Genomic DNA, 21,803 nt, shown 5'->3' with positions numbered 1-21,803 from the left:
TCATTGATATAGGTCAAGTTTCTCGGACGTTTCTGTGACAAAAAAATTCCTTTGCTTTCCAATCCTAACGGAGAAAGATGGAACCATGAAAAAGGAGAAGTCCATGAAAAATCGGGCTCTATTAATTTCCGCCTCTGCGACCGTCCTCGCTTTGGCTCTGGTTCTGAACTGTGGTGATAAAAACGAATCCAAAAAAGAAGCGGCTGCGCCTGCTGCTACCGCGGCTCCTGCCCTTACTCCTGAATTGGAGCAGGGAAAAGAAATTTTTGCAGCAAACTGTGCATCTTGCCACGGTGAAAAAGGCGCCGGAGACGGACTCGCAGCAGCGAACCTTAATCCTAAACCGCGTAATTATAAGGCTCCTGCGAAAGAATGGAAGAACGGACCGACCGAAGCCGGTATTCTAAAAACGTTAAATAACGGAATTCCAGGCGGTACGATGGTGGCCTTTAAGTATCTAGGCGACGATAAACTTAAATTAGTCGCAAAATACGTAATCCACCTCGCACAAAACTAATCCCTAAAAGGGTGGGGGTTCCCCACCCTTTTCTCCGCTGTACGGGCTTTTCTTCTGGAACTTTTCCGCCCTCCTCTAATGCTGGAAATGTGAACGGATCAGAAGCGCCTCATTGTCGAACCTGCGGAACTACTCGAAATTCTCCCTTTGTAAAAGAGCTCAAAACCTATTCAAAATCCGCGTGGTTCTTGATTCTATTCGGTATTTCCTCTAAACCTAAAGAAGTCGCCTTCCAGTGCACTAAGTGCGGGGAAATATTCGACAAACTTTCTCCGCAGGAGCTAGAACATTACACCTAATCTTGCTCGGCAAAATGGCAGTCCAGCCTTTCAAAAACCCTTTGAAACGGGGTTGACTCGGGTTTCAAGAGAGGGTCTTTGTGATAAATAAGGCATATGTCTGACGAATTCAAAATAACCGTGGACTTGGAGCCGTCTGTACCGGTATTACATATCTCAGGCGAGATCACTTCCGATGCCGACGAAGATATCATCAATAAATATCATTCTATTCCGGAATTGCGTAGAGCTCGAGTAATTCTGAATTTTCACGGAACATCTTACATCAATTCTGCGGGACTTGCTACGTTGATAAGTTTGATTACGAAGGCTGCGGAATCTTCTGCAAAGATTGAATTTGCCGGTTTAAACGATCATTTCCGTAAAGTAATGGATATAGTCGGATTGACGGACTTCGTACTGATCCATAATACCCTGCAAGAAGCTTTAGGTTAAGGAATCGATTTCATCTTAGAGGGCGAAGCGGTTAAATTCGCAAGCGATCGTTCGATTCTATATCAGGCCTTTGGCTTGAAAATCTTGAATTACTAATTTTAAATCATTCGGAGTGTCCACGCTTAATGCAGCTCGCTCCGTTATATGTACTCCGATCGAATATCCCGCTTCCAACGCACGCAATTGTTCCAAGGATTCCGATTCCTCTAAAGGACTAGCGGGAAGATCGGGGTAACTTAATAAGAAATCACGATCGTATGCGTAGATTCCAAGATGTCGGAACGCCGGAACGTTTTTCTTAAACTGGCTCGGAATCGGTGAACGGGAAAAATACAAAGCTTTACCCTTCGCATCCATCACTACTTTAACCCTATTCGGATCGTTGATTTCATTGGGATCCATCGGCACGGCAGCAGTAGTCATGGCCCAATCTTTTCGGTCTATTTTCAGCCGTGCCACGCCGTCTATCAAGTTGGCCTCTATACCCGGCTCGTCACCTTGTATATTTACGACGACGCCGAAGTTTGGAAACCGTAATGCGACCTCTCGGATTCTATCCGTTCCGGACGGATGGTCCGGAGACGTCATTACTGCGTTGCCTCCGCTATCCAAAACTGTCATAAGAATTCTCTCGTCGTCGGTCGCTACGACTAACTCATCCACTAAAGAAGACTTTAGAGAATTCTTATATGTCCAGAGAATCATGGGGAAATCCCCTATCTGAACGAGGGGCTTTCCCGGGAACCTTGAACTTCCGAACCTTGCCGGGATGACTCCTAGTACTTTGGGATTTGTCATTAGTTCACGATAAATTCCGTAAAGTAGACTTCCTGAATCTTTCCTTCCGAAAGTATGTGGTTAATTTGAGCTTTGATTTCTTCACGAAGATCCAATTGATCTTCCACGTCGATTAAATCGTCCTTAGTTTTGCGACCGACGATCAAGTTCACCAAATCCCGCATTTGAGCGATTCGTTCCGCCAATTCATTCGTTATCTTCGTATCGTCTTTTGCGACGCCGAAAGAGAGTTTCATTTTGACGAAGTGCGTTTCACCCTTATCGGCCGTATTAATCCTGAATTCTTCTTGGAAAGCAAACGTGACTAAAGGAGGAGGAGGCTTAACCAAGGAAACGTTCTTCATCTCCCTAAACGTACTCGTAGCAGCTTGTTTGGCGACAAACATAGACACAAGTACGACGATGATAATTCCAAAGACGGCTCCCGCAATATAGATGAGCCATTTTATAAGTGGAGAAGAACCGGCTCCGCCGTCCGCGGCGGGGACGCCGCCTTCTTCTTCGTCTATTTCGGGATCACCCATGGGTTACTTCTCCTTTTTCTCTTTTAGAATCCACTTTCGGTGGAAGTTTCCGAGCCGGGAACGCGGCTCTTTGGAAGACCGTAATTCGATTCATGCGGTCCTCTCTTCGTGGATTTATCGGTTAAGATTACGATATCTATCCTTCGATTGAAGGCTTTTGCTTCCGGTGTTCCTTCGTATTCTACGGCTAAAGGCCGATAAGATCCGAAACTTACGGCTTGAAACCAACTCGGATCCAACCTACCGACACCGACTAAATAATCGGTGGAATTTATCGCTCTAGCGCCGGCGAGGTCCCAATTATTCAAATAGGCACGTTCTTCTCGATTCGGATTTGCGCCCGGCACCACCGCATCCGCGTCGCAATGTCCTTCGACCCGTACGAAGCGTTCTAAATTTTTTATTAACCCGCTCGCTTTCTTCAGCGTTGATTTAATCGGATCATTAAGAATCGCCGAACCTGGTCCGAAATAATCCGCGCCCACCAAGCTTATCACTAGTCCGCGTTCGTCTTCCGTTACGCGGACCTTGCCGGCTTCGATCTCGGGCTTAAATAACTCGGTCGCAGTCTTCTTAGATTTGGAAAGAGCCTTACCGGTAGTCATCGATGGAAGACTTTCGATATTCATCCCCATCTCTTCCAGCTTACCTTTGGACAGGGTCTGTCCTCCGTCAAAGAAGCCGGTCGTCGTTTTAAACGCCGAAAGAATGATCTGCATTTCGATCGCGTTCGTCTTACCGGTTTTATAAAGCATGATAAAGAAACATAGGAGAAGTGTCACCATGTCCCCGTACGTAAGCATGTATTCGGGGATGTTCTGAATGCATTCTGGACATTTTTGCTGCGCCATAAGTCTTCCAACCGTACGGGATTCGTTCCCGGATTAATCCCCTTCTTCCTTCAAGACACCGCGTTCGGACGGAGGGAGGAAGCTGGCAAGTTTGTCTTTAACGATCCTAGGGTTGTCTCCGGATTGAATGGAAAGAGTTCCCTCAATCATAATTTGCTTTATTAATAATTCATCTTCCGATTTACGAATTAATTTTTTCATAATGGGAATGGCGAACATATTCGCTCCCATTGAACCGTAAAGAGTAGTGATCAAAGCCGCGGCCATACCCGTTCCGATTGCGCTCGGATCTCCGGAGCCGAGGTTCTTGAGCATCTGCACAAGTCCGATCAAGGTTCCGATCATCCCGAATGCGGGAGCGAGAGCGCCCCAGTTTTCCCACCAAGCTTTTCCTTGGGAGTGGCGGGTGGCGATATTTCCCATTTCGGTTTCCATAATATTTCGAACCAACTCCGGGTCCGTTCCGTCGACGACTAAGGTAATTCCTTTGCGCAGGAATTCCTCCGGCAACTCGTTAACGTCGTCTTCGAGAGCGAGTAGACCTTCTCGTCTTGCTTTCTCGGAAAAGGAAACCAGAGTCTTAATCAGTTCCACCAGATCGCTCTTTTCTTCACGAAACGCCTTACGGGTAATTTTACCTACGTCGAGAGTCGACTGCCAAGGAACCGCCATGATCGTACAGGCAGTAGCGCCTCCGAACGTAATCAAGACTGAGGGAATATCCACGATATCTATCGGGTTCAACCCTGCGGAAAGAATACCGAAGGCCACAACGACTAAAGCGGAACCCAAACCGATGAGTGATGCTATATCCATGATCGCTTAATCTACCTTCTTAAATTGGTCGGGAGTAGAGCCTATCGGGAAGACTAATACTCTCTTTTTGAACTCTATAATCTTTTCGATCACTTGCGGAACGCTCTCTTGAACCACATATTTTCGATCATTCGAAAGAGTGATCGTAGTATCGGGATTAGCCTCGATACATTCTATATGAGAAGCGTTCAGGACGAATTCCGTCCCCTTTAAACGGTGCAGGGTAATCAATTGCCCTTCCTCGAGCTGGAGTTCTTGTTTATAGAATCGACCGCCTTCGAAATTTGGATAATGAATTTTTCCTCCGTAAATCGATTCACGGAGGTTTGAAAATTTTTCGGGTTCCATTCGATAGAATCCGATTCGATCAAGGAGGAATTTAGCGCTTCCACCGTCTGTTCTTTAAAAAATACCCCGGTTTTCCCGCCAATTACGGTTTCCAAGGCGCCGCCTTTGCCGTATGCAATCACAGGCGTGCCATATCCTTGAGCTTCCACAGGAGCGATCCCGAAATCTTCCATCCCTGGAAAAACGAAGACTTTTGCTTTAGACAAATACTCGATTACTTCCGAACGAGGACGATGCGGAAGTATTTCCACATTCGGAGGAAGAAGTTTAACTAGATTCTTATATTCTTGGCCGCTTCCGAGAATCTTTAATCGCCGACCGTTCTTCCGGTAAGCTTCGATGGCCAGATCTATCCTTTTATAAGGAGCAAAGGCGGAAACGATCAAATCGAAGTCCTCTTTTTGAATTTTCTTTACTTTAAATCCTTCCGGAAGACAGGGAGGATGGACGATCGTAGAATCTCGCCGATAGAATTTTTTAATTCGCCGTCCGACAAACGCTGAATTCGCCAAGAAAGAATCCACCCTATTTGCCGAAGCCGCGTCCCACATTCTAAGATAATTCGATACCGCTTGGAACGCTAAGAATTTGAGTCCTTTGCGAGCGGGAAAATAATCGTAATATAGATCCCAAACATAGCGCATCGGGGAATGCACGTAACTGATATGAATCGCATCCGGATCCGGAATCACTCCCTTGGCCACGCAATGCGAAGAAGAGAATACCAAGTCATAACCGCGAAGATCAAAAGATTCTATTGCGGTCGGAAACAGAGGAAGATACCACCGATACCTGGATTTAAACGGAAGTCTATCGGTGAAAGCAGTCGTAATTTTACGAGTTTCGATTCTTTCATTGAGTTTACCCGGTTCGTAAAACAGGGTAAATAGGTCGGCATTCGGAAATATCTTCAGAAGAGAGTCTAAAACGACCTCCCCTCCGCGCATTCCATTTAGCCAATCATGAATGACGGCGACTTTCATATCCTCCCAATCGGCAAGAAACGGCGAATCGCCACGGTTTTTTCAACCTATAGTCGGTTGAGATAGAAATCGGAGGATATGCTGCCGATCAGAGTGGTCCTACGATACAAGTTAATTGAAAATGGAATTAGAGACGAGCGTTCCAATTTACGATATCCTTCCGTATAGCGTCGGGTATCGTCTCCGAATAAACGCATGTCCACCATCGTCTCGGCGATATTATCGTGAATATCGTTATCGTTTAATATTCTAGGGATACTACCTTTACTACCCTTTAGTTTTTCGGAGACTTCCAACAAGTTCCGAAATGTGACATGAATATCGTTTTGATTTTCCCGAATGATTCCCGTCGAAGCTGCAAAGAAATCATCGTAATATTTTGCAGATGGCGCAAAATCGGGAGCATTTTCCTTTTCTTCCCTATACGTCGGCTTAAAAAATCCCATATTCGGATCCCTTTCCGCACTGCCGGGATCGATATCGATCGTCCTACCGGACAGAACGGTTGCCGTCCGAAAACTGATATTGTAATTTGCATATAATGTTATCGGGTCCGCGAGTCGTATCGTAATTTCGACAGCTTTCTTACGAAGAGGATCTAAAAACCTCTTATCGGGAACTTCTTCAATCGGAACCACGTCCACATCCCGAACCAAACCCTTTTCAACCCCGAGAATGCTCACGGAGGTGCCCGGCCGAATTCCTTGAGACTTTGGATAATAGATCTTGAGAGTGTAAGGATAGATATCTTTCGTTCCGGCTCTCTCTAGAACGGAATGATAGAGCAGCAAGGTGAATACGAAAAAGAATGCTAATCCCAAATGTACGGGAGACGGTCTCGGAAATTTCATCGATTCGGAAAGGTTCTCATCTAGAGTATGTCGGTATTCCGGAGATAGCAACTAAAACCTAATCGGAAAACCGAAAATCAAACGGGAATATGCGATTTTTCCCGATAGAATTTAGTAGGAAGTAAGAAAAAGCCCCGTAGAAAGCCGTATGAGACATAATCTAATTGACTTTCTGAAAGATTCCATTCAAAAAAGAACAAGTTGGTGGCTCCTGGCCTTTTTGATTCTGCTTATTAGCAGTATTGGATGGGGATTCAGAAAGGGGACCCTTCCCCAGGAGTTGAACAAACTTATCCTGACCGGACACGAGACGCTCAAGACGGAAGAAATCGTTCAAATCATGGGAATTCAACCGGGAACTTCTTTCGAAAATTACGACCTGAGTCTCATGGAAAGTCGCCTAACGTCTCATCCTCGAATCAAAAAAGCCAGACTTGAAAAAAAGTCGGAAGATCAACTATTGGTCGAAATTACCGAACGAAAACCGGTCTACCTAGTTAATTCGGACGGTCATCTATTCGAGATAGATTCCGAATTGAAAGTTCTATCCAAGGACGACGTGCGAACCCCCGGATTAACGGTCCTCTCGGGAACCTTTCCTCGGGAAGGCGGATTCGTGAGCGGCGCCGCGTTCAGAGATTTGTATACTTCGGTTGAGAACGCGTTTCGCGCGTACCCTGCCCTGAAAACGAGAGTCTCCGAAGTATCGCTTCATGAGGACGGGGAGATCTTCGTTTATACCGATGCCCCTATCCCGGTAAGAGTACAGGTTGGAACTCTATTCCAAATCGAACAAGTTCGTAAATTATATGCAGTCCTAGCGTATCTCGAAAAAGAAAAAGTCAAACCACGATTAGTGGATATCCGCGGAGAGGACGCGGTCTATCATTAAACGAATGGAAGCTTCGGAAAGAACAATCGTATCGTTGGATTTAGGAACTTCGCTTACCAAAGTAGTTGTCGGTCGTCCTGTTTCGGAGTACGAAACCGAAATCATCGGCACCGGTTCTTTCCCGTCTTCCGGGATCAAGAACGGAGCGATCGTAAACATAGAGGCGACGACTCGTTCCATAGTGGAAGCGGTCAGCGAAGCGGAATTGATGTGCGGACAGGAAATCACATCCGTGGTAGTGAACGTCACCGGAAAGTCCGTAAGAGCGGATAATTCCAAAGGGGTCGTGGCGATCACTAATCGCGATAGAGCCGTAACGGAACCGGACGTGGTTCGAGTCATAGAAGCCGCGCAAGCGATACGAGTTCCCGCGGACCAGGAAATCATACACGTATTGTCCAAGGAATTTTCCGTGGACGATCAAACCTCCATCAAAGATCCGATCGGAATGACCGGAGTCAGACTAGAGGCGGAAGTTCACATCGTCACTGCAGGAATTACAGCCCTTCATAATTTAGAAAAGTGTGTTGAAGCTGCCGGATTAGTGGAAGATGCCCGCGTTCTTTCCAGTCTTGCGTCCTCCGAAGCAGTATTAACTTCGGGCGAAAAGGATCTGGGGACGGCGGTATTGGATATCGGAGCAGGCATTTGCGATTTGATCATTTACATAGACGGAGGAATCGCTTACTCGGCGATCATTCCGTTCGGCGGCTATAACGTAACCTCCGATCTTTCGATAGGTCTAAAAACAACCATTGAAACCGCAGAGCTATTAAAAAAACGTTATGGACACTGTACTCTCGAAGAGATGGATCCCACTGAAACCGTGGAAATCCCACCGATTAGCGGACGTCCTGCCCGATCCGTTTTACGGGAAGAATTGGTGAATATTATCGAACCACGCATGAGAGAAATATTCGAAATGGTGGATGCGGAATTGGTGAAGTCGGGAAAAAAATCATTTCTCGCAGGCGGAGCGATTCTTACGGGCGGTGGAAGTCTTCTGGAAGGAATCGAATCTTTGGCAGAAGATGTCTTTCATTTAACGGTCACTCGAGCTCGACCCGCCGGACTCTCAGGTCTTGCCGAGAGAGTTTCCTCACCCGAATTTTCCACCGCAGTGGGGCTCATTAAATATGCGTCTCGCTTAGGGGAGATGGAACAGAAATCCCAAGATCGTACCGAGTCCTGGAGCAAAAAACTCCGCAGATGGATCGAAGAGAATTTATAGATTTCCGGAAATCCCGGATCGTTTGCAAGACCTAAGGAAGGTGAAATATGTTGCGTTTCGAAGAAGAAGCAGATAAGACAAGTCCGGCCATAATTAAAGTCCTCGGTATAGGCGGAGGCGGTATGAATGCGGTCGCGCGTATGGCTCATTCTAGTCTGCGAGGAGTGGAATACGTCATCATGAATACCGACGAGCAGGTATTGCGCCGCTCGGATATAGAAAATCGAATCACTCTCGGTTCCAAAATCACCAGAGGAATGGGGGCAGGCGGAGATCCTGAACTTGGAGCAAAAGCAGCGGAGGAAGATCGAGACAGAATCCAATCGATAATCCAAGGCGCCGATATGGTCTTCGTTACCGCGGGAATGGGGGGCGGAACAGGAACCGGCGCGGCTCCGATCGTAGCGAAGATAGCGAAAGAAATGAAATGCCTCGTTGTCGGGGTGGTAACGATTCCTTTTTCCTTCGAAGGTCGACGCAGAATGGAATTAGCCAAACGCGGCATCGATCAATTGCGAAACTATGTGGACACTCTCATTTTAGTAAATAATGAATCGATTTTTCAAGTCGTGGACCGGGATACTCCGATCGACCAGGCTTTCCGAGTCATTGACGATATTCTGTTGAACGCAGTCAGAGGTATCAGCGATATCGTAAACAATCCGGGTATTATCAATGTGGATTTTGCCGATGTGAAAGTCATAATGAGAGATACCGGCGACGCAGTCATGGGAGTGGGCGAAGGAAGCGGCGAAAAGAAAGTTTCCGAGGCCGTGAATTACGCGATCGATAATGCGCTTTTAGATTCGCGTTCAATCGCAGGCGCAACGTCTCTCTTGATCAATGTAACCGGAGGAACGGATCTTACGATTTCGGATTGGAACGAAGTGTCGCAGATCATCACGTCGCAAGTTGATCCTAACGCGAATATTATCGTGGGTTTAACCGAAGACCCTGAATTGGAAAAAAGGATTCGAGTAACGGTAATTGCAACCGGATTTAATAAACGTCCGGCAAGTTTGCCGACGAATTCAAGCGCGAAATATCCGACGGGTCAACTGCAAAGAAAGGTCGTCGGCTTGACGGAACAAGCTCCCGTAGAAGAGCAGCGTCCGTCCTATTATCGTACGGAGCCCGAGCGAATTACGGATACGGAAACCTACCGATCTCTAAAGACTCGCTCCGGACAATCCTCGGCTCGCGAAGATTATGATATTCCGGCTTTCATGCGAAGAAACGAAAAAGGAAAATAGATTAGAGATTATTCTTCGATCGCTTCTGCCGCGGAGGAAGCGATCTTACTTAAATCTTTTAGATAACTTTTTTTGTTGCTTCCGAGTTTGACTGCGGATTCGTATAATTCCGCCGCTTTTTCAAAATCTCCCTGAGAGAAGTAGTAAGTCGCGAGATTAGCCTTTGCAGCCCAGCTTTTTCCGGCGGATTTCGCATCGGCTTTTTCCCAGGCTAATTTTGCTCGATTAAAACTAGGAGTATCCCCTTTAATCTCCTCGTATCCTTCCGAAAGATAGGAAGCTATCTCCTGGTCGTCATCGTCGGTAAAAATTCGGATGCTCTTCGTTTCCAATTTCGGAGCTAGCCTGACTTCCATTTCCGGAATCACTTCCGTTAACGCTTGAGATAAAGATTCCAACATCGCCGGGCAGGACGTAGCCCCGGCTCCATTATAGATCGTTGTAGGCTTGGAGATAACGGCCTTTTTCGATTCTCCAGTATCGACTCGCACTAAAGTCGCTTCAATCGGCAAAAGTAACTTTCGAACGCCCGTAGGCTTCATTACCGGATCGTTATTCTGTCGAATCGGAGCTGGAGAATGTCCACGTCTCTTGTTAGAATTAGCGTTGGCAGCGGCTTGTAAAAGCAACATCCCAATAGCCCTATAGTCGGCGCGCATTTCCAAACTACATTCGTAAACCGGTTTTCCGACGCTGATATAAAGAATCGCCTCCGCTCCGAGTAATTCACCTAATTTGGATCGACCATTCGTTATTCCGGTGAGAGATAAACTCGCTTCGTCTATAATGTCCGTTCGTTTGCTTAGATCGACCATCTTAAAGTAAGAATCTTCAGAAAAAGCCTGGAAAATCTTTGCAGGAACAATTCGAATAAAAGCTTGGCTAATATCCGCGTCTTGACCCCAAACATCGGCGCTCGGGGACTCGACAGCCAACGCAACGACTCGGACCCCTTTCAGAAAATGTCGAAGTTCCCGGCCTTCTTTTGTCTGAGGAAACGATGGGTATTCGACCGAAACCCTCTGGCAAGAGAGCCAAAGAATCGCTCCAAGCAAGAATCCAAATAGTATTCCTCTCATTTTATGTCCGACCTAATTTCCTTCAGAATTGTACATCGATAGCGAGCGCCTTCCACATAATTTTTAGAACAAAAATGAATTCGAAAAAAATCTTTCGAACGCTCCCCATCTTCGCAATCGGGTGTTATTCATCTGTTGCAAGAATTCCGCGCTTCGTTCCTAATTCTCCGGGAGCGAACTACTCCGGTCGCTATTTTTATTCTTCCAAAATACCGAGGCAACCCAGACGGAAAGATACATGAGTAACCCATACATAAGAATCGTAAGCAAAGTTTCCGATAACCGAACGTGAAGTTCGGCCAATAATAATGCCAAAGAAAGACTTCGAACACCCGACACGACCGAAACGGAGGCTCGAACGGAAAGATCCGTCCAAAAGAAGAGGAAGGAAGCAGCTAAAGAAACGACAATAATTGCAAATCCTTCGATCCAGACTAAAGGACCAAGAGTGATCGCTTTTTCACCGTATTGAAAAATAAGCAGAACTACCGAAAGTAAAAGTGCCCCAGTACTGATTCGTTCTACAAAAGGTAAGGAATGCACCGCTAATTTCGGTAGGTAGGCGCGGCCGACTAAACCGATCAAAAGAGGTAAGCCTTGTAAAAAAAAGCCGATTGCCAATAGTTTTAAAAAAAGCTCCCATTCAAATGTGGGACCTCCTCTAAATAAGGAAAAAAGGAAAGGAGTCAAAATCGTATTCGCGCCGTTTAACAATGCAATGAGAAGTCCGCCGACTGCCGGGTTTCCGCCGGCTCTTAATACGAATAACCCTCCGGACGCTCCGCCCGGCGAAGAGGCACATAGAAATAATCCGATCAATGTCGCTTCCGATAAATCCAAACATCTTGATGAAAAAACGGCGAAAGCCGGTAAAAGTCCGAAATTAACTAGGAAAGCCATTCCGATCGTAGGTAAAGATTCTCGGACGGAACCGAGTTCGCCTCGATGAATCTTTAGCCCCAAACCCAGCATCGAAGAAAGGGAAAGGAGTATCAAAATTACTTTAATCAACATAAAATAAATTCAAGATAGTTCGACTACCCTTCCAATATTTTTCTGAATTCGCTTTTTTCTTTTTTTACTTGAGAAACGAAAGTTGAGATCGAGAAGAAAAAGGCGAATCCTAAAAAGAAGAACGGTAGAATCGAAGCGCGATCCGAAGAAATATTACTCTGTACGAGAAGGCCGAAGGAAACGACTACCGCCAGAGCTGCAGGAACGGTAAGGAAAGAACCCAAATTAGCATATAAATTAAATTTAATGATGGAATCGGATTTTTCCAATTTGCCATAGGACCAAAGCCAACTTCTTGTCTTTTGAAGACTGGCGGCATTTTGAAAGAGAATCTTTTCTTCCAATTGTTTCGTAAAATAACCGATCGATTCTAATTTTCGAACCGCTGAATCCAGATCGACGTTTACAGGGAAATTTCCTTTCATTATGCGCGGGAAAGGATTTGTCATATCGGAAAATTGAAATTCCTCCTTCCTCTTTCTATCCCGAAGCGAATATAAGAATATGAGAACGAAAACCGAAAACGGAATCGATACGATAATACTAGAATTTAAATCCACTTTCTTTTCCCTCGACAGACAACAGTAAGACTTAAAGGATCGGAATCCATTACAATAACAGAATGTTTGAATTGCATCGCAAGGCATCTTTCGGAGTTCTCGGAACCGAGCAATCCTCACCTTTCTTACAATTTTCGACACGGGTTGAGTCGAAGGTTTTGGTCGCTATGATCCGAGTTAATTGCAAGTTTCTACGATCCTTCGGTTCATAATAATTTAAAATGCCAAAAGGCCCTTCGCAAGTTATAGCAATGAGATTTAAATTTTACTCTTTACGAATTGAAACGTAAAGAGTAATTCCCGGGCGATTCTTTCGCAGGTTTCCACATATTTAGAAATAACCTCCGGAGAATCGTCTGCGGACTTTGGATCCTCAAAAGGTAAACTAATTCGCGCCTCCGCTCCCGCAACATAAGGACAGGCCTCATCAGCAGATGAACAAACCATGATTACGATAAAATCCCGGTGCGGATTTGGAGGATCGGAAAATTTCTTGGAAAACGCAATTAGAGCCGGTGTGCCGTCTGCCCAGCGAATGGAATACTTCGGGTTTCTGGGAGGACCCTCGTTTTCTATGCGAAACCCGATACTTTCCAAAGCAGCAATTGAATTCGGATGAAATGCGGAAATTTCAGTTCCGCCCGAAAAGGCCTTGATACTCGGAATGCCAAGAAATTGCGGAATGGCTGCTCCAAAAATCTGAGATATTTGACTCCGCCTGGAATTCTGGGTACATACAAATAGAATCGTTGCCTTACTTCTCTTTTCAAAGGATTCCAAAATCGATTCGGCGAATTGCGTCAGAATTTTCTTTCGCTCCGGCAAAATACTGTCCGTTTCAGTTTGCCTAGCTTCTAAGAAATTTCTAAGATTCTGAAATAATGGCGACATGGAAGAGGATTCTAAGGGCTTCGCTTCCCCAAGCAAGCTAGTTTCTTTGAGTTGAGTTAGATTATTTTGGCTATCCCCACCCGGTACAAACCGGAGACATCGGTAACAGAATAGACCTGTGACATAGGTAACACTGAAATTTAGGCAAAGGGAGGAAAATCCTTTGCCGTGGAAAGAGGTGTCCCCTATGGACGAGAAAGTAAAATTTATTGCCGCAGTATGCGACGGAACGGTTTCCATAAGTTCTCTTTGTGAAACATTTGGAATAAGTAGAAAGACGGGATACAAGTGGCTTGAACGGTATCGGAAGGAAGGCCCTGAAGGTCTTTTGGAGAGAAGTAGGGTTCCGCACACAAACCCGAACCGAGTAGGTTTTGCGGAAGAGCGGTTGATTCTTGCAGTTCGTAAGCAGCACCCTACTTGGGGACCTCGCAAATTGCTTGTAGTACTTGAGGGAAGTCATCCGGAAATTATTTGGCCTGCAGCGAGCACGATCGGCAGTATTCTTAAGAAAAGAGGTTTAGTAAAGCCCCGTAAGAAGAGAGGAGGAATGGTTCGTTTTTCGGAACCTTTCCGAGGTTATGATCATCCGAATGCGGTTTGGTGTGCTGATTTCAAAGGTGATTTTAAAATGCGAGACGGAATCCGTTGTTATCCCTTAACAATATCCGACGGTTACAGTCGGTTTCTTCTAAGTTGCAAAGGGCTATCAGGCACAAGGACTTACGAAACAAAGAAGGAATTTGAGAAGTGTTTTCGAGAATACGGCCTTCCGAATGCGATTAGAACGGATAATGGAATTCCGTTTGCTGCCGGGTCGGGAATTTCCCTATTATCAATGTGGTGGATCAAATTAGGTATTTTTCCGGAAAGGATTCATCCGGGAAAACCACAAGAGAACGGAAGGCATGAAAGAATGCATAGGACTTTGAAGGCAGAAGCGGTTTATCCGATTCGTTCTAATATGAGACAGCAGCAAAAGGCATTCGATCGTTTTAGAGCGGAATATAACCATGATCGTCCCCATGAGGCGTTAGGTCAAAAGCCGCCTGCGAAGATCTATAAACCTTCCATAAGATCCTATCCGAATCGTCTATCCGAGATATTTTATCCGGATCATTTTGAAATTCGTAAAGTCGATGACGGTAATTTTTATTGGAAAAATCAAAGATTCTTTATTACGAAGAGTTTAGGTGGAGAGAATATCGGCCTTGAACCTGTCGACGACGGTATATGGGCCATTTATTTCAGCTTTGTGAAAATAGGTTATTTGAATGAGAACACAAAGAAAATATCTAGGACTTTGAAAGTGTAACCCATGTCTCCGGTCTAAAGTGTTACCTATGTTCCAGGACGTACACCCGGCTTGGGTGGGGGCCGGTCGGTGGAGTATAGCGGCGCGTATAACACTTTATCCTTTTTTTCACAACACTTTTATTTGAGATTAGTCGTGTATGAGCTCACACATAAATTTTATAGTGTATATGATTGACAGCCGACAATATTTCCTATGCAGAATTCCGGTCGATAGCGATCACAGTTCGTTCAAGTTCGCGAATTGATTTATATTAAAATGAAATCTCATACTTTTACACAAAAGGCTCAGCAAAAAACTGTCCTGATCACGGGTGGGTCTTCCGGAATCGGCAAAGAACTTGCTCTCCATTTCCATATTGCAGGCTATCGGGTTTTGATCGTCGGTCTTTATAAAAAAGAATTAACTCAGGCTCGACAAGATTTGTATGCGAACTCACCGGGTGGGTCAATCGACATACTCGAATGGGATCTAACTTCGACTGATACTTCGAAAAAAATTCTAGCTTGGACAAAATCGTTGGGAGTAAAAATCGATATTTTGATCAATAATGCGGGATTTGGGCTTTGGGGTGAAGCGACCGATCTTCCTGCGGCAAAAGTCGAATCGATGCTGCTATTAAACGTAAACGCGATTACTTCCCTTACCTCTACGTTCGGAAAACAAATGAAAGAAGATGGTCATGGGACTATCATGAATGTTGCCTCCACAGCTTCTCTTCAGGCCCTTCCTTTCATGGCCGCCTATGCGGCAAGTAAATCATATGTCGTTCGATTTTCGGAAGCGATAGCGGAAGAATTGGCACCGCACGGAATTAAGGTCTGCATACTTTATCCCGGTACGACTCGTACTAATTTTCTTAACGTGGCAGGAATTCAAAAAAACGATAAAAAAGGATCGCTAGGTAATATGGCGTATAGGGTTGCGATGGATCCGAAGGAAGTTGCAAGAATCGGATTCGAAGGCGTACTAGCAGGGAAGAAGAAAATCGTTCCAGGTACATTAAATAAATTGCATTATCTTTCTACGAAAATTTTCCCGAACTGGGTGGTCAGGAAAATCGCGGCAAGAATTTTCGGCAAGGCTTAGGATGAAATCCCGTAAAACTTTCTAGCATTCTTTGAAAGAACTTTAGCGAGTAAATCGCCTTCGAACGTATCTCGAATCAAATTCAAATCTTTTTCGGTAAAGGGAACTGCCGCGCGGGTAGACGGAAGATCGGTGCCGAAAAGCAAACTTTCCGGATTCGCGTCCGCGATGTTTCGCAATGCGGATTGTACATCGAAATCAACTCGTCCGAAACCGGTTGCTTTAATTCTTACCCCTTTTGTTGCCAATTTCAAAATTGTAGGAAGTCCCTCTTTAGAAAGACCCATGTGATCTATAGAAACTTTCGGCAAAGAAAGCAGAACCCCTTCTAAAAAGTCGTCTATCTCTTTCGCGTCTATATAAAGTTCGACGTGCCAACCCGCCAAATCGTATACTCGGGCACCCATTTCCTTAATTTTAGATAACTCCTCGGATCCCCCTCGCCTTACATTGAATCGAATCGCTCTTACCCCTGCCTCCGCAAGTAGACATATCTCTTGATCGGATGCGGTTGCAGGTAATTGGGTAACGCCTACAAATTTTTTTCCGAGAACGCTTAATGCATGCAATAAATATGTTTGATCGAATACCTGAAACGATCCCGATATTACTGCTCCTCCACTAATTCCAAGCGGATAAGCTTTGGATTTGTAATCGGCAATAGTAAAAGGTTCCGGTAAAAATCCGTGATTCGGAACTAACGGGAATTGCGGATCAATGATATGGAAATGGGCATCGAATAAGGACATGACTTAGTATAACTCTTCGAAGAATAATGGTCAAGAGTTAAGCACAAGATAAATCGAATATGCGTAATTTAAAGTAAAAGTATAATAGAAATCGATAATTTATTCGATCCTATAATAGGACGCATTCAGCTGAGGCATCAGTCGGAGCCGAATGTAATATCAGAAATCATTTATTGAGTAATCGCCAAATAAGAAGTTAAAATTCCTATTCCGAGGCAAAGCGGCGAATATATGCGAGTATCCCAGTATGCGAACTTAGTCCCCCTAACCTTTTTAAAGAAACCCACATAACGGAAATCACCGAATGCTCTCAGAAAAAAAATCGCCGATATTGCCGCTACACACCATCGATAGATTTTACGTTCGATCGGAGTTTGAAAGAATCCGGAAAAAGCCAAAATAACGGCGGCCATCGACCAAAAAACCAATACCATTAGAAATGTGATACCGACTCCGGGTATAAAAGCGGGTCGACCTTCCAATTCTAGCTGAGGCACGACCGAATCTGACCCCCAATTACCACCGAAGACCCAGTACAAGTGAATACATCCAAGGGACAGGAAAATTGCTGTTAGGCTAAGAGAAATAAAATCCGGCATATTGAAAGCTTACACCCGAGCTTTAATAATATCGAGAATTTTTCCATTTAGTTACCGTTTAGAGAAGGCTTTAATGAAGAAAGAATACCGTATAGCCGGGTTCGAAATCAGTGGCCGGATAATAATTCTAAGGTTCTTCTAAACGCTTCCGGACCGCCCCAAGCTTCATGTCCCGGTATTACAAATTTCGCGTTGGAATAGGACTTTTCTAAGGACCGTATCATTTTGGGCCATTCGACTAAATTCGCATCTTTGATATTTCCGAGGCTTTTCGTTTGCGGACTCTTAACTAAGCATCCGCCAAAGAGGACCTTCGATAAGGGAAACCAAACTACGATATTATCTTCACTATGACCATGGCCTGGATAAAGAATTTTGAATACGAGATCGTCCATCCGAAAATCCATTTCATCCTTCAATAGTCGATCCGGAACGGGTAAGTTAAGCGATTTCATTTTCTGAATCGTTCTTCGATTTGCGTAACTCGGAATATTCCTATTCTTTAACTCTTGAATACCTCCCGTTCGATCGTCATGGAAGTGGGTAAGAATAGCAAAACGGACAGGCATTTTTAAATTCTCTTTAATCCACTGTAAAACCTGGACCGTCTGTTCGTTTCCCCAAGCGGTATCGATAAGAATTGCGCCCGATTTCGTCGAAATAATTAAACCATTGGAAGGAAAAGACACGTTATCGATTTTATGATATGAAGTATGAACGTAAAAATCCTCGGTAAGCGGAGTCACTCTGATTTTCGGATCATCGGCACCCAATTGCAAGGGCAGTAACAACGTGATAGCTACGATAATTTTCATTTTACCGTATTTCCAGCGTTCCATTGTCCTTTATACAGAACGGCTCCTTCCAAATCATAAAGTATGCCTTCTCCATCGGGTTTATTCGATTTCCAAGAACCGACATATCGATTTCCGTTCATGTAAATATAGGTCCCAGTTCCTTCCTTATTACCGCGAATCCATTCGCCATCATAGGATTCTCCCGATTCCAAAACAAGTTTGCCATTACCATCGGCGAGGCCGTTCTTAAAATTACCTTCATATCTATATTGGCCGGATAAGTATTTAATTCCGAAACCGTCCTTGCAGTTTCCTTTTAGACAATTAGGAGAAAGATAATAGTAAGCCCCCGCCGCGACTATGAAGATCATGAGAAATGAAAAATATCCCTTTTGCATACGATAAAACTAGCAAACGTCGAATACTTTAATATCGGAAAGAAGAATCATCCATATAGTTGTCCGAGTCAAAGTCGACTAGCTTTATAAATTTTATACGGAGCTACCACCAATGAAAACAAAGGAATCGCTATCAATAATGCAAAGGAGCGCGAAAATAATCCGTTAAACGTTTCCCTAGCCGCAATCAAGTTCGGCTTCCCTATATATAAATCCTGCTGCAATATATCGCACAGACCATAATTCCCGAAAGTGGAAAAATATAGGTAAACGGGAACGTAGGCGATATAAAAATATATTCCAAGAAGGGCCGGAATCGAGCCTAACCAAAGACTTAAAATTCCGCTAGTTGCCGTCCCGAAAGAAATAGCTAAGAGGCAAAAGACGGTAATCACACAGGCAATTTCAGTGAAAAATAAATACATCGACTCGTCCCCGTTTACGCAGGTTCCGGCTTCTGCTAAAGGCAGGGTAATCGGAATCAAAATCGAAAAGAATACGCCCGTCCAAAATACAATTTTCCTCATTCTCTCCTCATCAAGTTACCGCAACAAATGATCGATCCGCTGATCAGACTCGAAAATGTTTCAGCAAAGTTTATACGCTTTTTATAAATTATCCGGCGATCATATTTTTCAAATTTCTTCTCGGGCTAAAAAACTCGTAATCGCTTTTTCCGATTCGAACTAGCATTTGGATTTTCTCCCCTTTCTTTAAACGCATTTCGTTTTCGAACCGTACTCTAAGAGCATCCATTTCAGAATATTCCTGAAGAATCTGACTCAAAGGATGAATCACGAATCCGTATTTGGTGGCCGCCAATTGCAGTCTCACGTAATCTCGTCCCACGAGAATCCAATCCAAAATCCGATTCTGGGACGTCTTCAAATAGATAAAACCTTTCGAACTATTCACTTGTTCGACGAACATATCAAGGCCGGCCTTCCGGTTGCTTTCGGAATGCCAGCTATCTTTACCGGGCTTTAGAAAAAAATTTCTTACGGCGAAATATTTAACTCCAGAAAGTCCGGAGCCCCGTAATGATAAACCGTCTCGCTTCGAATTGATCTCATCGTCGTTGTAGCGGAACCAAATTCTGGATTCTTCATACGTATTGTACGTATTCGTTTCGATTCCCATTGCCGAAATCGTCGATTTTTTCAGTTCTGCAGATTCCTTTTCATTCACGAAAAAGGCTTGCGAGAATCGTAATTTAGCATCGATTAGAAGGTTTGAAAAATCGTTCTCGCTTAGCGGATCGCCGAAATAAACGCTTCGATTCGTCGCGCGTTTCGGAATATAATCCGCGAGAGGATCGACGGAAACATTCGACGATTTTTCCAAGCTTATTTTTGCGATCGGTTTTTTTCCTATATCGGAGGTCGTATATTTACCGTTCGGAAAAATAGTAAATTCCGCTTTGTAACCAAATTGACTTGCTCCGATTGCCAACGTTTCCAAGAAGGTGCCCTGCCCGATGTGAATTTGTCTAGCGGGCGGATCGGTGTCTTTTAATAACCTACGTTCATCGACATATAAATTCGCTGATTGATCGTCTAAGATTTCGAATTTCCAGGGTTGAACATTATGCGGATTAGGGGCCGTTATTCCGATATTAAGCGCTTTTAAAATCGGATTATTAAAACCCATCGCTTCCGAATTCTTAAACGGATTATTTCCTTCTAACCCGAAGTTTCGATCCGAGAGAGAAGAACAATAGCACAAGAATTCGGGAACAGTCAAAACAATTCCCAGGCCGATTGATTTACGAAGAAACATCTTACGAGAAAGCCGAGTCATTCCCAGAATTTAAGGCTTGAATCGAAATGGTCAAATCAATATCTCCGCCACTGCCGATCCAAGAATCCGATAGCTAATTCATTGACAATCCGCCGGTACTAAGTTTCCATCTAATTCGTGGATCGAAATCGTCTTGCCTTAGCCGTAACATTCGTCGTAACCGTCCTGGCCTTATTTGTAGGCTTAATTAATCTCGTATCTAGTATCAGCCCATCGAAACTTACTCGAATCGACGGCGGAGGAGGATTCGGAACCGAACGAATCGGAGCCGCTTTGATTAAGATAGAAGGCGAAATTCATTCCGGACATTCCGGTTATGATAGCGCTGGAGCTCAAACGATACTCCAGCAACTCCGCTCGATAGAAGAAGATCCTAATATCGTCGGTATCCTAGTGGAAATAAATTCTCCCGGAGGAAGCGTAGGAGCTTCACAGGAAATTTATCGAGAATTGATGTATCTCCGTAAGGAAAAGAATAAGAAGGTCGTCGTCTCGATGAAAGACATTGCGGCTTCCGGAGGTTATTATATAGCCGCCGCTGCCGATAAAATCTTCGCCTTGGGCGGGACTTTGACCGGATCGATCGGAGTCATAGCTATTGCTCCCAATATTAAAGGATTGTTGGATCGATATGGAGTTAAAGTAAGAACCTTTAAGGAAGGAAAATATAAGGATTCATTGTCCTTATTTCGGGACAATACTGCGGAAGAGGACGCGATGATCCAGAAAATGCTCTCCGACACGTATGAGGAATTTATTGAAGACGTTTCCAAAGGGAGAAATCAGACCGTAAAGTTCGTTCAATCGTTAGCGGAAGGAAGGATTTATTCCGGACAGGATGCGTTTCGCAATAAGCTTATCGATGATATCGGCGGTCGTCGAGAAGCAGTAGTGGAACTTTCGAAATTATGCAATTACGACGGGACAATCCCTCTGTACGAAGAGGAACCGAACCCTCTAGATCGGTTCTTCCAATTATTTCAGGCAAAAACGGGAGTTTTCTCGGGCGAAAAAGCGCTTTTAGAAGAATTAAAACGATCTCCGGTCTTGGTTTTATACCCGCAAGCTATGGCTTGGTAAAAATCTATGCTTAAAGTATATTATACAAAATTTATAGATTTACTTGATGCGACTTTATTCGAGCCGTTTCGGTTGGAAAATACGTTATTAAGCTGGGATCCCAGATTTTTGAAAATCGTAACAAGTCTTATATTGATCCTTTCTTCGTTAAGTGTAGCGACCGGATTTATCTTAGTTTGTCCGCCCTATACTCATCGAAGCGCGGGGCTTTTGATTACAAGTTTTTTAGGCCATTTGGCGTTTTTCTCTCTTCTTCCGTATCCGCTTGCTTTCATTCTCGACGGGCTCGCTCAAAGAAAGGATAGAAAGAGTAATTCGAAAGTGATGTTCATTTTCGCGCAATTATCGATTTCGATATTCCTCTCCTTGGGAGCTTGGGCCATTCTCTTCGCTCAACTTGGATTGTCGGGAGGAATAGGTATTATCGTTTTATATCTGATTCATTACGGTCTTTTTATAGTCGCTTTAATTCGAGGAACGATGTATCTTTACGAACTTAAATTTCGGGACGCACTTTCATTCAACCTAAGCACGTTCCTCGTTTCATTTTTCTTTCCGCTAACGATGTATTTCGCGTTAGGCTCATCTTTCGGACCAGCCTTTCAGTAGGAGAAAAACGCAAACCCTATCGCAC

At 44.3% G+C, this 21,803-nt stretch carries 27 protein-coding genes; 10 read left to right on the top strand and 17 right to left on the bottom strand.

The window, feature by feature from the left end; translation table 11 throughout:
• Positions 1-103: 103 nt before the first annotated feature.
• The 3 genes from LEP1GSC058_RS16310 (at position 104) to LEP1GSC058_RS16300 (ending at position 1,251) form a co-directional block, all read left to right on the top strand.
• Positions 104-517 (top strand): c-type cytochrome, encoded by a 414-nt coding sequence (locus LEP1GSC058_RS16310; RefSeq protein WP_039948730.1) that lies wholly within the window; start codon positions 104-106, stop codon positions 515-517.
• A gap of 89 nt (positions 518-606) precedes the next feature.
• Entirely contained in the window at positions 607-816 is a 210-nt protein-coding gene (locus LEP1GSC058_RS16305; protein WP_016550786.1) for a hypothetical protein, read from the top strand.
• A gap of 96 nt (positions 817-912) precedes the next feature.
• Positions 913-1,251, top strand: coding sequence for an STAS domain-containing protein (locus tag LEP1GSC058_RS16300; RefSeq protein ID WP_010571939.1), 339 nt, complete (start codon positions 913-915; stop codon positions 1,249-1,251).
• A gap of 57 nt (positions 1,252-1,308) precedes the next feature.
• Here LEP1GSC058_RS16300 and kdsB read toward each other — a convergent pair whose 3' ends face one another.
• Genes kdsB through LEP1GSC058_RS16265 form a run of 7 tightly spaced genes read right to left on the bottom strand, consistent with a single transcriptional unit; the run spans position 1,309 to position 6,422 of the window.
• Positions 1,309-2,049, bottom strand: a complete 741-nt coding sequence (kdsB, locus tag LEP1GSC058_RS16295) for a 3-deoxy-manno-octulosonate cytidylyltransferase (RefSeq protein ID WP_039948466.1) — start codon at positions 2,047-2,049, stop codon at positions 1,309-1,311.
• Positions 2,049-2,573 carry a flagellar basal body-associated FliL family protein gene (locus LEP1GSC058_RS16290; protein WP_010571937.1) on the bottom strand — a complete coding sequence of 175 codons (525 nt, stop codon included), beginning with the start codon at positions 2,571-2,573 and terminating at the stop codon, positions 2,049-2,051. Before LEP1GSC058_RS16290 ends, kdsB begins: the two co-directional genes overlap by 1 nt.
• Positions 2,574-2,596: 23 nt before the next feature.
• Positions 2,597-3,424, bottom strand: a complete 828-nt coding sequence (motB, locus tag LEP1GSC058_RS16285; RefSeq protein WP_016549624.1) for a flagellar motor protein MotB — start codon at positions 3,422-3,424, stop codon at positions 2,597-2,599.
• Positions 3,425-3,457: 33 nt separating this feature from the next.
• A complete protein-coding gene (locus LEP1GSC058_RS16280) occupies positions 3,458-4,240 on the bottom strand; it encodes a motility protein A (protein WP_010571936.1) in 783 nt (260 codons plus the stop codon).
• 6 nt (positions 4,241-4,246) lie between these two features.
• A complete protein-coding gene (locus tag LEP1GSC058_RS16275) occupies positions 4,247-4,471 on the bottom strand; it encodes a flagellar FlbD family protein (protein WP_016549421.1) in 225 nt (74 codons plus the stop codon).
• Positions 4,468-5,571 (bottom strand): glycosyltransferase, encoded by a 1,104-nt coding sequence (locus tag LEP1GSC058_RS16270; protein WP_016551035.1) that lies wholly within the window; start codon positions 5,569-5,571, stop codon positions 4,468-4,470. The genes LEP1GSC058_RS16275 and LEP1GSC058_RS16270 overlap by 4 nt, the downstream gene beginning before the upstream one ends.
• Before the next feature lie 47 nt (positions 5,572-5,618).
• A complete protein-coding gene (locus tag LEP1GSC058_RS16265; RefSeq protein ID WP_039948729.1) occupies positions 5,619-6,422 on the bottom strand; it encodes an MlaD family protein in 804 nt (267 codons plus the stop codon).
• 148 nt (positions 6,423-6,570) lie between these two features.
• Here LEP1GSC058_RS16265 and LEP1GSC058_RS16260 point away from each other — a divergent pair, with 148 nt between their 5' ends.
• Genes LEP1GSC058_RS16260 through ftsZ form a run of 3 tightly spaced genes read left to right on the top strand, consistent with a single transcriptional unit; the run spans position 6,571 to position 9,798 of the window.
• Positions 6,571-7,314 (top strand): cell division protein FtsQ/DivIB, encoded by a 744-nt coding sequence (locus tag LEP1GSC058_RS16260; protein WP_039948465.1) that lies wholly within the window; start codon positions 6,571-6,573, stop codon positions 7,312-7,314.
• Positions 7,315-7,318: 4 nt separating this feature from the next.
• Positions 7,319-8,545: a cell division protein FtsA gene (gene ftsA, locus LEP1GSC058_RS16255; protein ID WP_016550655.1), complete on the top strand. Its 1,227-nt coding sequence runs from the start codon at positions 7,319-7,321 to the stop codon at positions 8,543-8,545.
• Between the two features lie 47 nt (positions 8,546-8,592).
• Positions 8,593-9,798, top strand: coding sequence for a cell division protein FtsZ (gene ftsZ, locus LEP1GSC058_RS16250; protein WP_016550040.1), 1,206 nt, complete (start codon positions 8,593-8,595; stop codon positions 9,796-9,798).
• 8 nt (positions 9,799-9,806) lie between these two features.
• Here the strand turns inward: ftsZ and LEP1GSC058_RS16245 are convergent, their stop codons facing one another.
• The 4 genes from LEP1GSC058_RS16245 to LEP1GSC058_RS16230 all read right to left on the bottom strand — a co-directional run bounded on the left by LEP1GSC058_RS16245 (position 9,807) and on the right by LEP1GSC058_RS16230 (position 13,378).
• Positions 9,807-10,877, bottom strand: a complete 1,071-nt coding sequence (locus LEP1GSC058_RS16245) for a lipoprotein LipL41 (protein WP_016549536.1) — start codon at positions 10,875-10,877, stop codon at positions 9,807-9,809.
• Between the two features lie 159 nt (positions 10,878-11,036).
• Positions 11,037-11,891, bottom strand: coding sequence for a membrane protein (locus LEP1GSC058_RS16240; protein ID WP_016549532.1), 855 nt, complete (start codon positions 11,889-11,891; stop codon positions 11,037-11,039).
• A 23-nt stretch (positions 11,892-11,914) separates the two neighbouring features.
• Positions 11,915-12,451, bottom strand: a complete 537-nt coding sequence (locus tag LEP1GSC058_RS16235) for a hypothetical protein (protein WP_016550182.1) — start codon at positions 12,449-12,451, stop codon at positions 11,915-11,917.
• 258 nt (positions 12,452-12,709) lie between these two features.
• Complete coding sequence (locus tag LEP1GSC058_RS16230; RefSeq protein WP_016550419.1) at positions 12,710-13,378, bottom strand: low molecular weight phosphatase family protein; 669 nt, start codon at positions 13,376-13,378, stop codon at positions 12,710-12,712.
• A gap of 127 nt (positions 13,379-13,505) precedes the next feature.
• Between LEP1GSC058_RS16230 and LEP1GSC058_RS16225 the strand changes: the two genes are divergently transcribed.
• Both LEP1GSC058_RS16225 and LEP1GSC058_RS16220 read left to right on the top strand, forming a co-directional pair.
• Positions 13,506-14,657, top strand: a complete 1,152-nt coding sequence (locus LEP1GSC058_RS16225) for an IS481 family transposase (RefSeq protein WP_016551039.1) — start codon at positions 13,506-13,508, stop codon at positions 14,655-14,657.
• A gap of 258 nt (positions 14,658-14,915) precedes the next feature.
• Positions 14,916-15,746 (top strand): SDR family NAD(P)-dependent oxidoreductase, encoded by an 831-nt coding sequence (locus LEP1GSC058_RS16220; RefSeq protein ID WP_016549610.1) that lies wholly within the window; start codon positions 14,916-14,918, stop codon positions 15,744-15,746.
• On the opposite strand, the gene LEP1GSC058_RS16215 is transcribed toward LEP1GSC058_RS16220, so the two are convergent.
• The 6 genes from LEP1GSC058_RS16215 to LEP1GSC058_RS16190 form a co-directional block, all read right to left on the bottom strand.
• Positions 15,743-16,495, bottom strand: a complete 753-nt coding sequence (locus LEP1GSC058_RS16215) for an amidohydrolase family protein (protein WP_016549882.1) — start codon at positions 16,493-16,495, stop codon at positions 15,743-15,745. The two genes, LEP1GSC058_RS16220 and LEP1GSC058_RS16215, sit on opposite strands and share 4 nt — an antisense overlap.
• A gap of 170 nt (positions 16,496-16,665) precedes the next feature.
• On the bottom strand, positions 16,666-17,094 hold the full coding sequence (locus tag LEP1GSC058_RS16210) for a DUF3995 domain-containing protein (RefSeq protein ID WP_051133805.1): 429 nt from the start codon (positions 17,092-17,094) through the stop codon (positions 16,666-16,668).
• 107 nt (positions 17,095-17,201) lie between these two features.
• A complete protein-coding gene (bla, locus tag LEP1GSC058_RS16205; protein ID WP_016550565.1) occupies positions 17,202-17,909 on the bottom strand; it encodes a subclass B1 metallo-beta-lactamase in 708 nt (235 codons plus the stop codon).
• A complete protein-coding gene (locus LEP1GSC058_RS16200) occupies positions 17,906-18,262 on the bottom strand; it encodes an MORN repeat-containing protein (RefSeq protein WP_016550543.1) in 357 nt (118 codons plus the stop codon). The genes bla and LEP1GSC058_RS16200 overlap by 4 nt, the downstream gene beginning before the upstream one ends.
• 95 nt (positions 18,263-18,357) lie before the next feature.
• Positions 18,358-18,816: a hypothetical protein gene (locus LEP1GSC058_RS16195; RefSeq protein ID WP_016550618.1), complete on the bottom strand. Its 459-nt coding sequence runs from the start codon at positions 18,814-18,816 to the stop codon at positions 18,358-18,360.
• An 88-nt stretch (positions 18,817-18,904) separates the two neighbouring features.
• On the bottom strand, positions 18,905-20,068 hold the full coding sequence (locus tag LEP1GSC058_RS16190) for an Acg family FMN-binding oxidoreductase (protein ID WP_016549848.1): 1,164 nt from the start codon (positions 20,066-20,068) through the stop codon (positions 18,905-18,907).
• Positions 20,069-20,206: 138 nt separating this feature from the next.
• Here LEP1GSC058_RS16190 and sppA point away from each other — a divergent pair, with 138 nt between their 5' ends.
• On the top strand, positions 20,207-21,169 hold the full coding sequence (gene sppA / locus LEP1GSC058_RS16185; RefSeq protein WP_016550958.1) for a signal peptide peptidase SppA: 963 nt from the start codon (positions 20,207-20,209) through the stop codon (positions 21,167-21,169).
• Positions 21,170-21,175: 6 nt separating this feature from the next.
• Positions 21,176-21,778, top strand: coding sequence for a hypothetical protein (locus LEP1GSC058_RS16180; RefSeq protein WP_016550973.1), 603 nt, complete (start codon positions 21,176-21,178; stop codon positions 21,776-21,778).
• The last annotated feature ends 25 nt before the right edge of the window (positions 21,779-21,803 follow it).

This window comes from Leptospira fainei serovar Hurstbridge str. BUT 6 (assembly GCF_000306235.2).
In the GTDB taxonomy this organism is placed as follows: Bacteria; Spirochaetota; Leptospiria; order Leptospirales; family Leptospiraceae; genus Leptospira_B; species Leptospira_B fainei.
Note: the sequence above shows the minus strand (reverse complement) of the source record. Positions and strands in the feature narration are given on the sequence as shown.

What these genes read in the sequence shown, in the direction of transcription:
- LEP1GSC058_RS16310 (WP_039948730.1), top strand. Translation starts at nt 104, where the DNA reads ATGAAAAATCGGGCTCTATTAATTTCCGCCTCTGCGACCGTCCTCGCT.
- LEP1GSC058_RS16300 (WP_010571939.1), top strand. Translation starts at nt 913, where the DNA reads ATGTCTGACGAATTCAAAATAACCGTGGACTTGGAGCCGTCTGTACCG.
- kdsB (WP_039948466.1), bottom strand. Translation starts at nt 2,049, where the DNA reads ATGACAAATCCCAAAGTACTAGGAGTCATCCCGGCAAGGTTCGGAAGT.
- LEP1GSC058_RS16290 (WP_010571937.1), bottom strand. Translation starts at nt 2,573, where the DNA reads ATGGGTGATCCCGAAATAGACGAAGAAGAAGGCGGCGTCCCCGCCGCG.
- motB (WP_016549624.1), bottom strand. Translation starts at nt 3,424, where the DNA reads ATGGCGCAGCAAAAATGTCCAGAATGCATTCAGAACATCCCCGAATAC.
- LEP1GSC058_RS16280 (WP_010571936.1), bottom strand. Translation starts at nt 4,240, where the DNA reads ATGGATATAGCATCACTCATCGGTTTGGGTTCCGCTTTAGTCGTTGTG.
- LEP1GSC058_RS16270 (WP_016551035.1), bottom strand. Translation starts at nt 5,571, where the DNA reads ATGAAAGTCGCCGTCATTCATGATTGGCTAAATGGAATGCGCGGAGGG.
- LEP1GSC058_RS16265 (WP_039948729.1), bottom strand. Translation starts at nt 6,422, where the DNA reads ATGAAATTTCCGAGACCGTCTCCCGTACATTTGGGATTAGCATTCTTT.
- LEP1GSC058_RS16260 (WP_039948465.1), top strand. Translation starts at nt 6,571, where the DNA reads ATGAGACATAATCTAATTGACTTTCTGAAAGATTCCATTCAAAAAAGA.
- ftsA (WP_016550655.1), top strand. Translation starts at nt 7,319, where the DNA reads ATGGAAGCTTCGGAAAGAACAATCGTATCGTTGGATTTAGGAACTTCG.
- ftsZ (WP_016550040.1), top strand. Translation starts at nt 8,593, where the DNA reads ATGTTGCGTTTCGAAGAAGAAGCAGATAAGACAAGTCCGGCCATAATT.
- LEP1GSC058_RS16245 (WP_016549536.1), bottom strand. Translation starts at nt 10,877, where the DNA reads ATGAGAGGAATACTATTTGGATTCTTGCTTGGAGCGATTCTTTGGCTC.
- LEP1GSC058_RS16240 (WP_016549532.1), bottom strand. Translation starts at nt 11,891, where the DNA reads ATGTTGATTAAAGTAATTTTGATACTCCTTTCCCTTTCTTCGATGCTG.
- LEP1GSC058_RS16220 (WP_016549610.1), top strand. Translation starts at nt 14,916, where the DNA reads ATGAAATCTCATACTTTTACACAAAAGGCTCAGCAAAAAACTGTCCTG.
- LEP1GSC058_RS16215 (WP_016549882.1), bottom strand. Translation starts at nt 16,495, where the DNA reads ATGTCCTTATTCGATGCCCATTTCCATATCATTGATCCGCAATTCCCG.
- LEP1GSC058_RS16210 (WP_051133805.1), bottom strand. Translation starts at nt 17,094, where the DNA reads ATGCCGGATTTTATTTCTCTTAGCCTAACAGCAATTTTCCTGTCCCTT.
- bla (WP_016550565.1), bottom strand. Translation starts at nt 17,909, where the DNA reads ATGAAAATTATCGTAGCTATCACGTTGTTACTGCCCTTGCAATTGGGT.
- LEP1GSC058_RS16200 (WP_016550543.1), bottom strand. Translation starts at nt 18,262, where the DNA reads ATGATCTTCATAGTCGCGGCGGGGGCTTACTATTATCTTTCTCCTAAT.
- LEP1GSC058_RS16195 (WP_016550618.1), bottom strand. Translation starts at nt 18,816, where the DNA reads ATGAGGAAAATTGTATTTTGGACGGGCGTATTCTTTTCGATTTTGATT.
- LEP1GSC058_RS16190 (WP_016549848.1), bottom strand. Translation starts at nt 20,068, where the DNA reads ATGTTTCTTCGTAAATCAATCGGCCTGGGAATTGTTTTGACTGTTCCC.
- LEP1GSC058_RS16180 (WP_016550973.1), top strand. Translation starts at nt 21,176, where the DNA reads ATGCTTAAAGTATATTATACAAAATTTATAGATTTACTTGATGCGACT.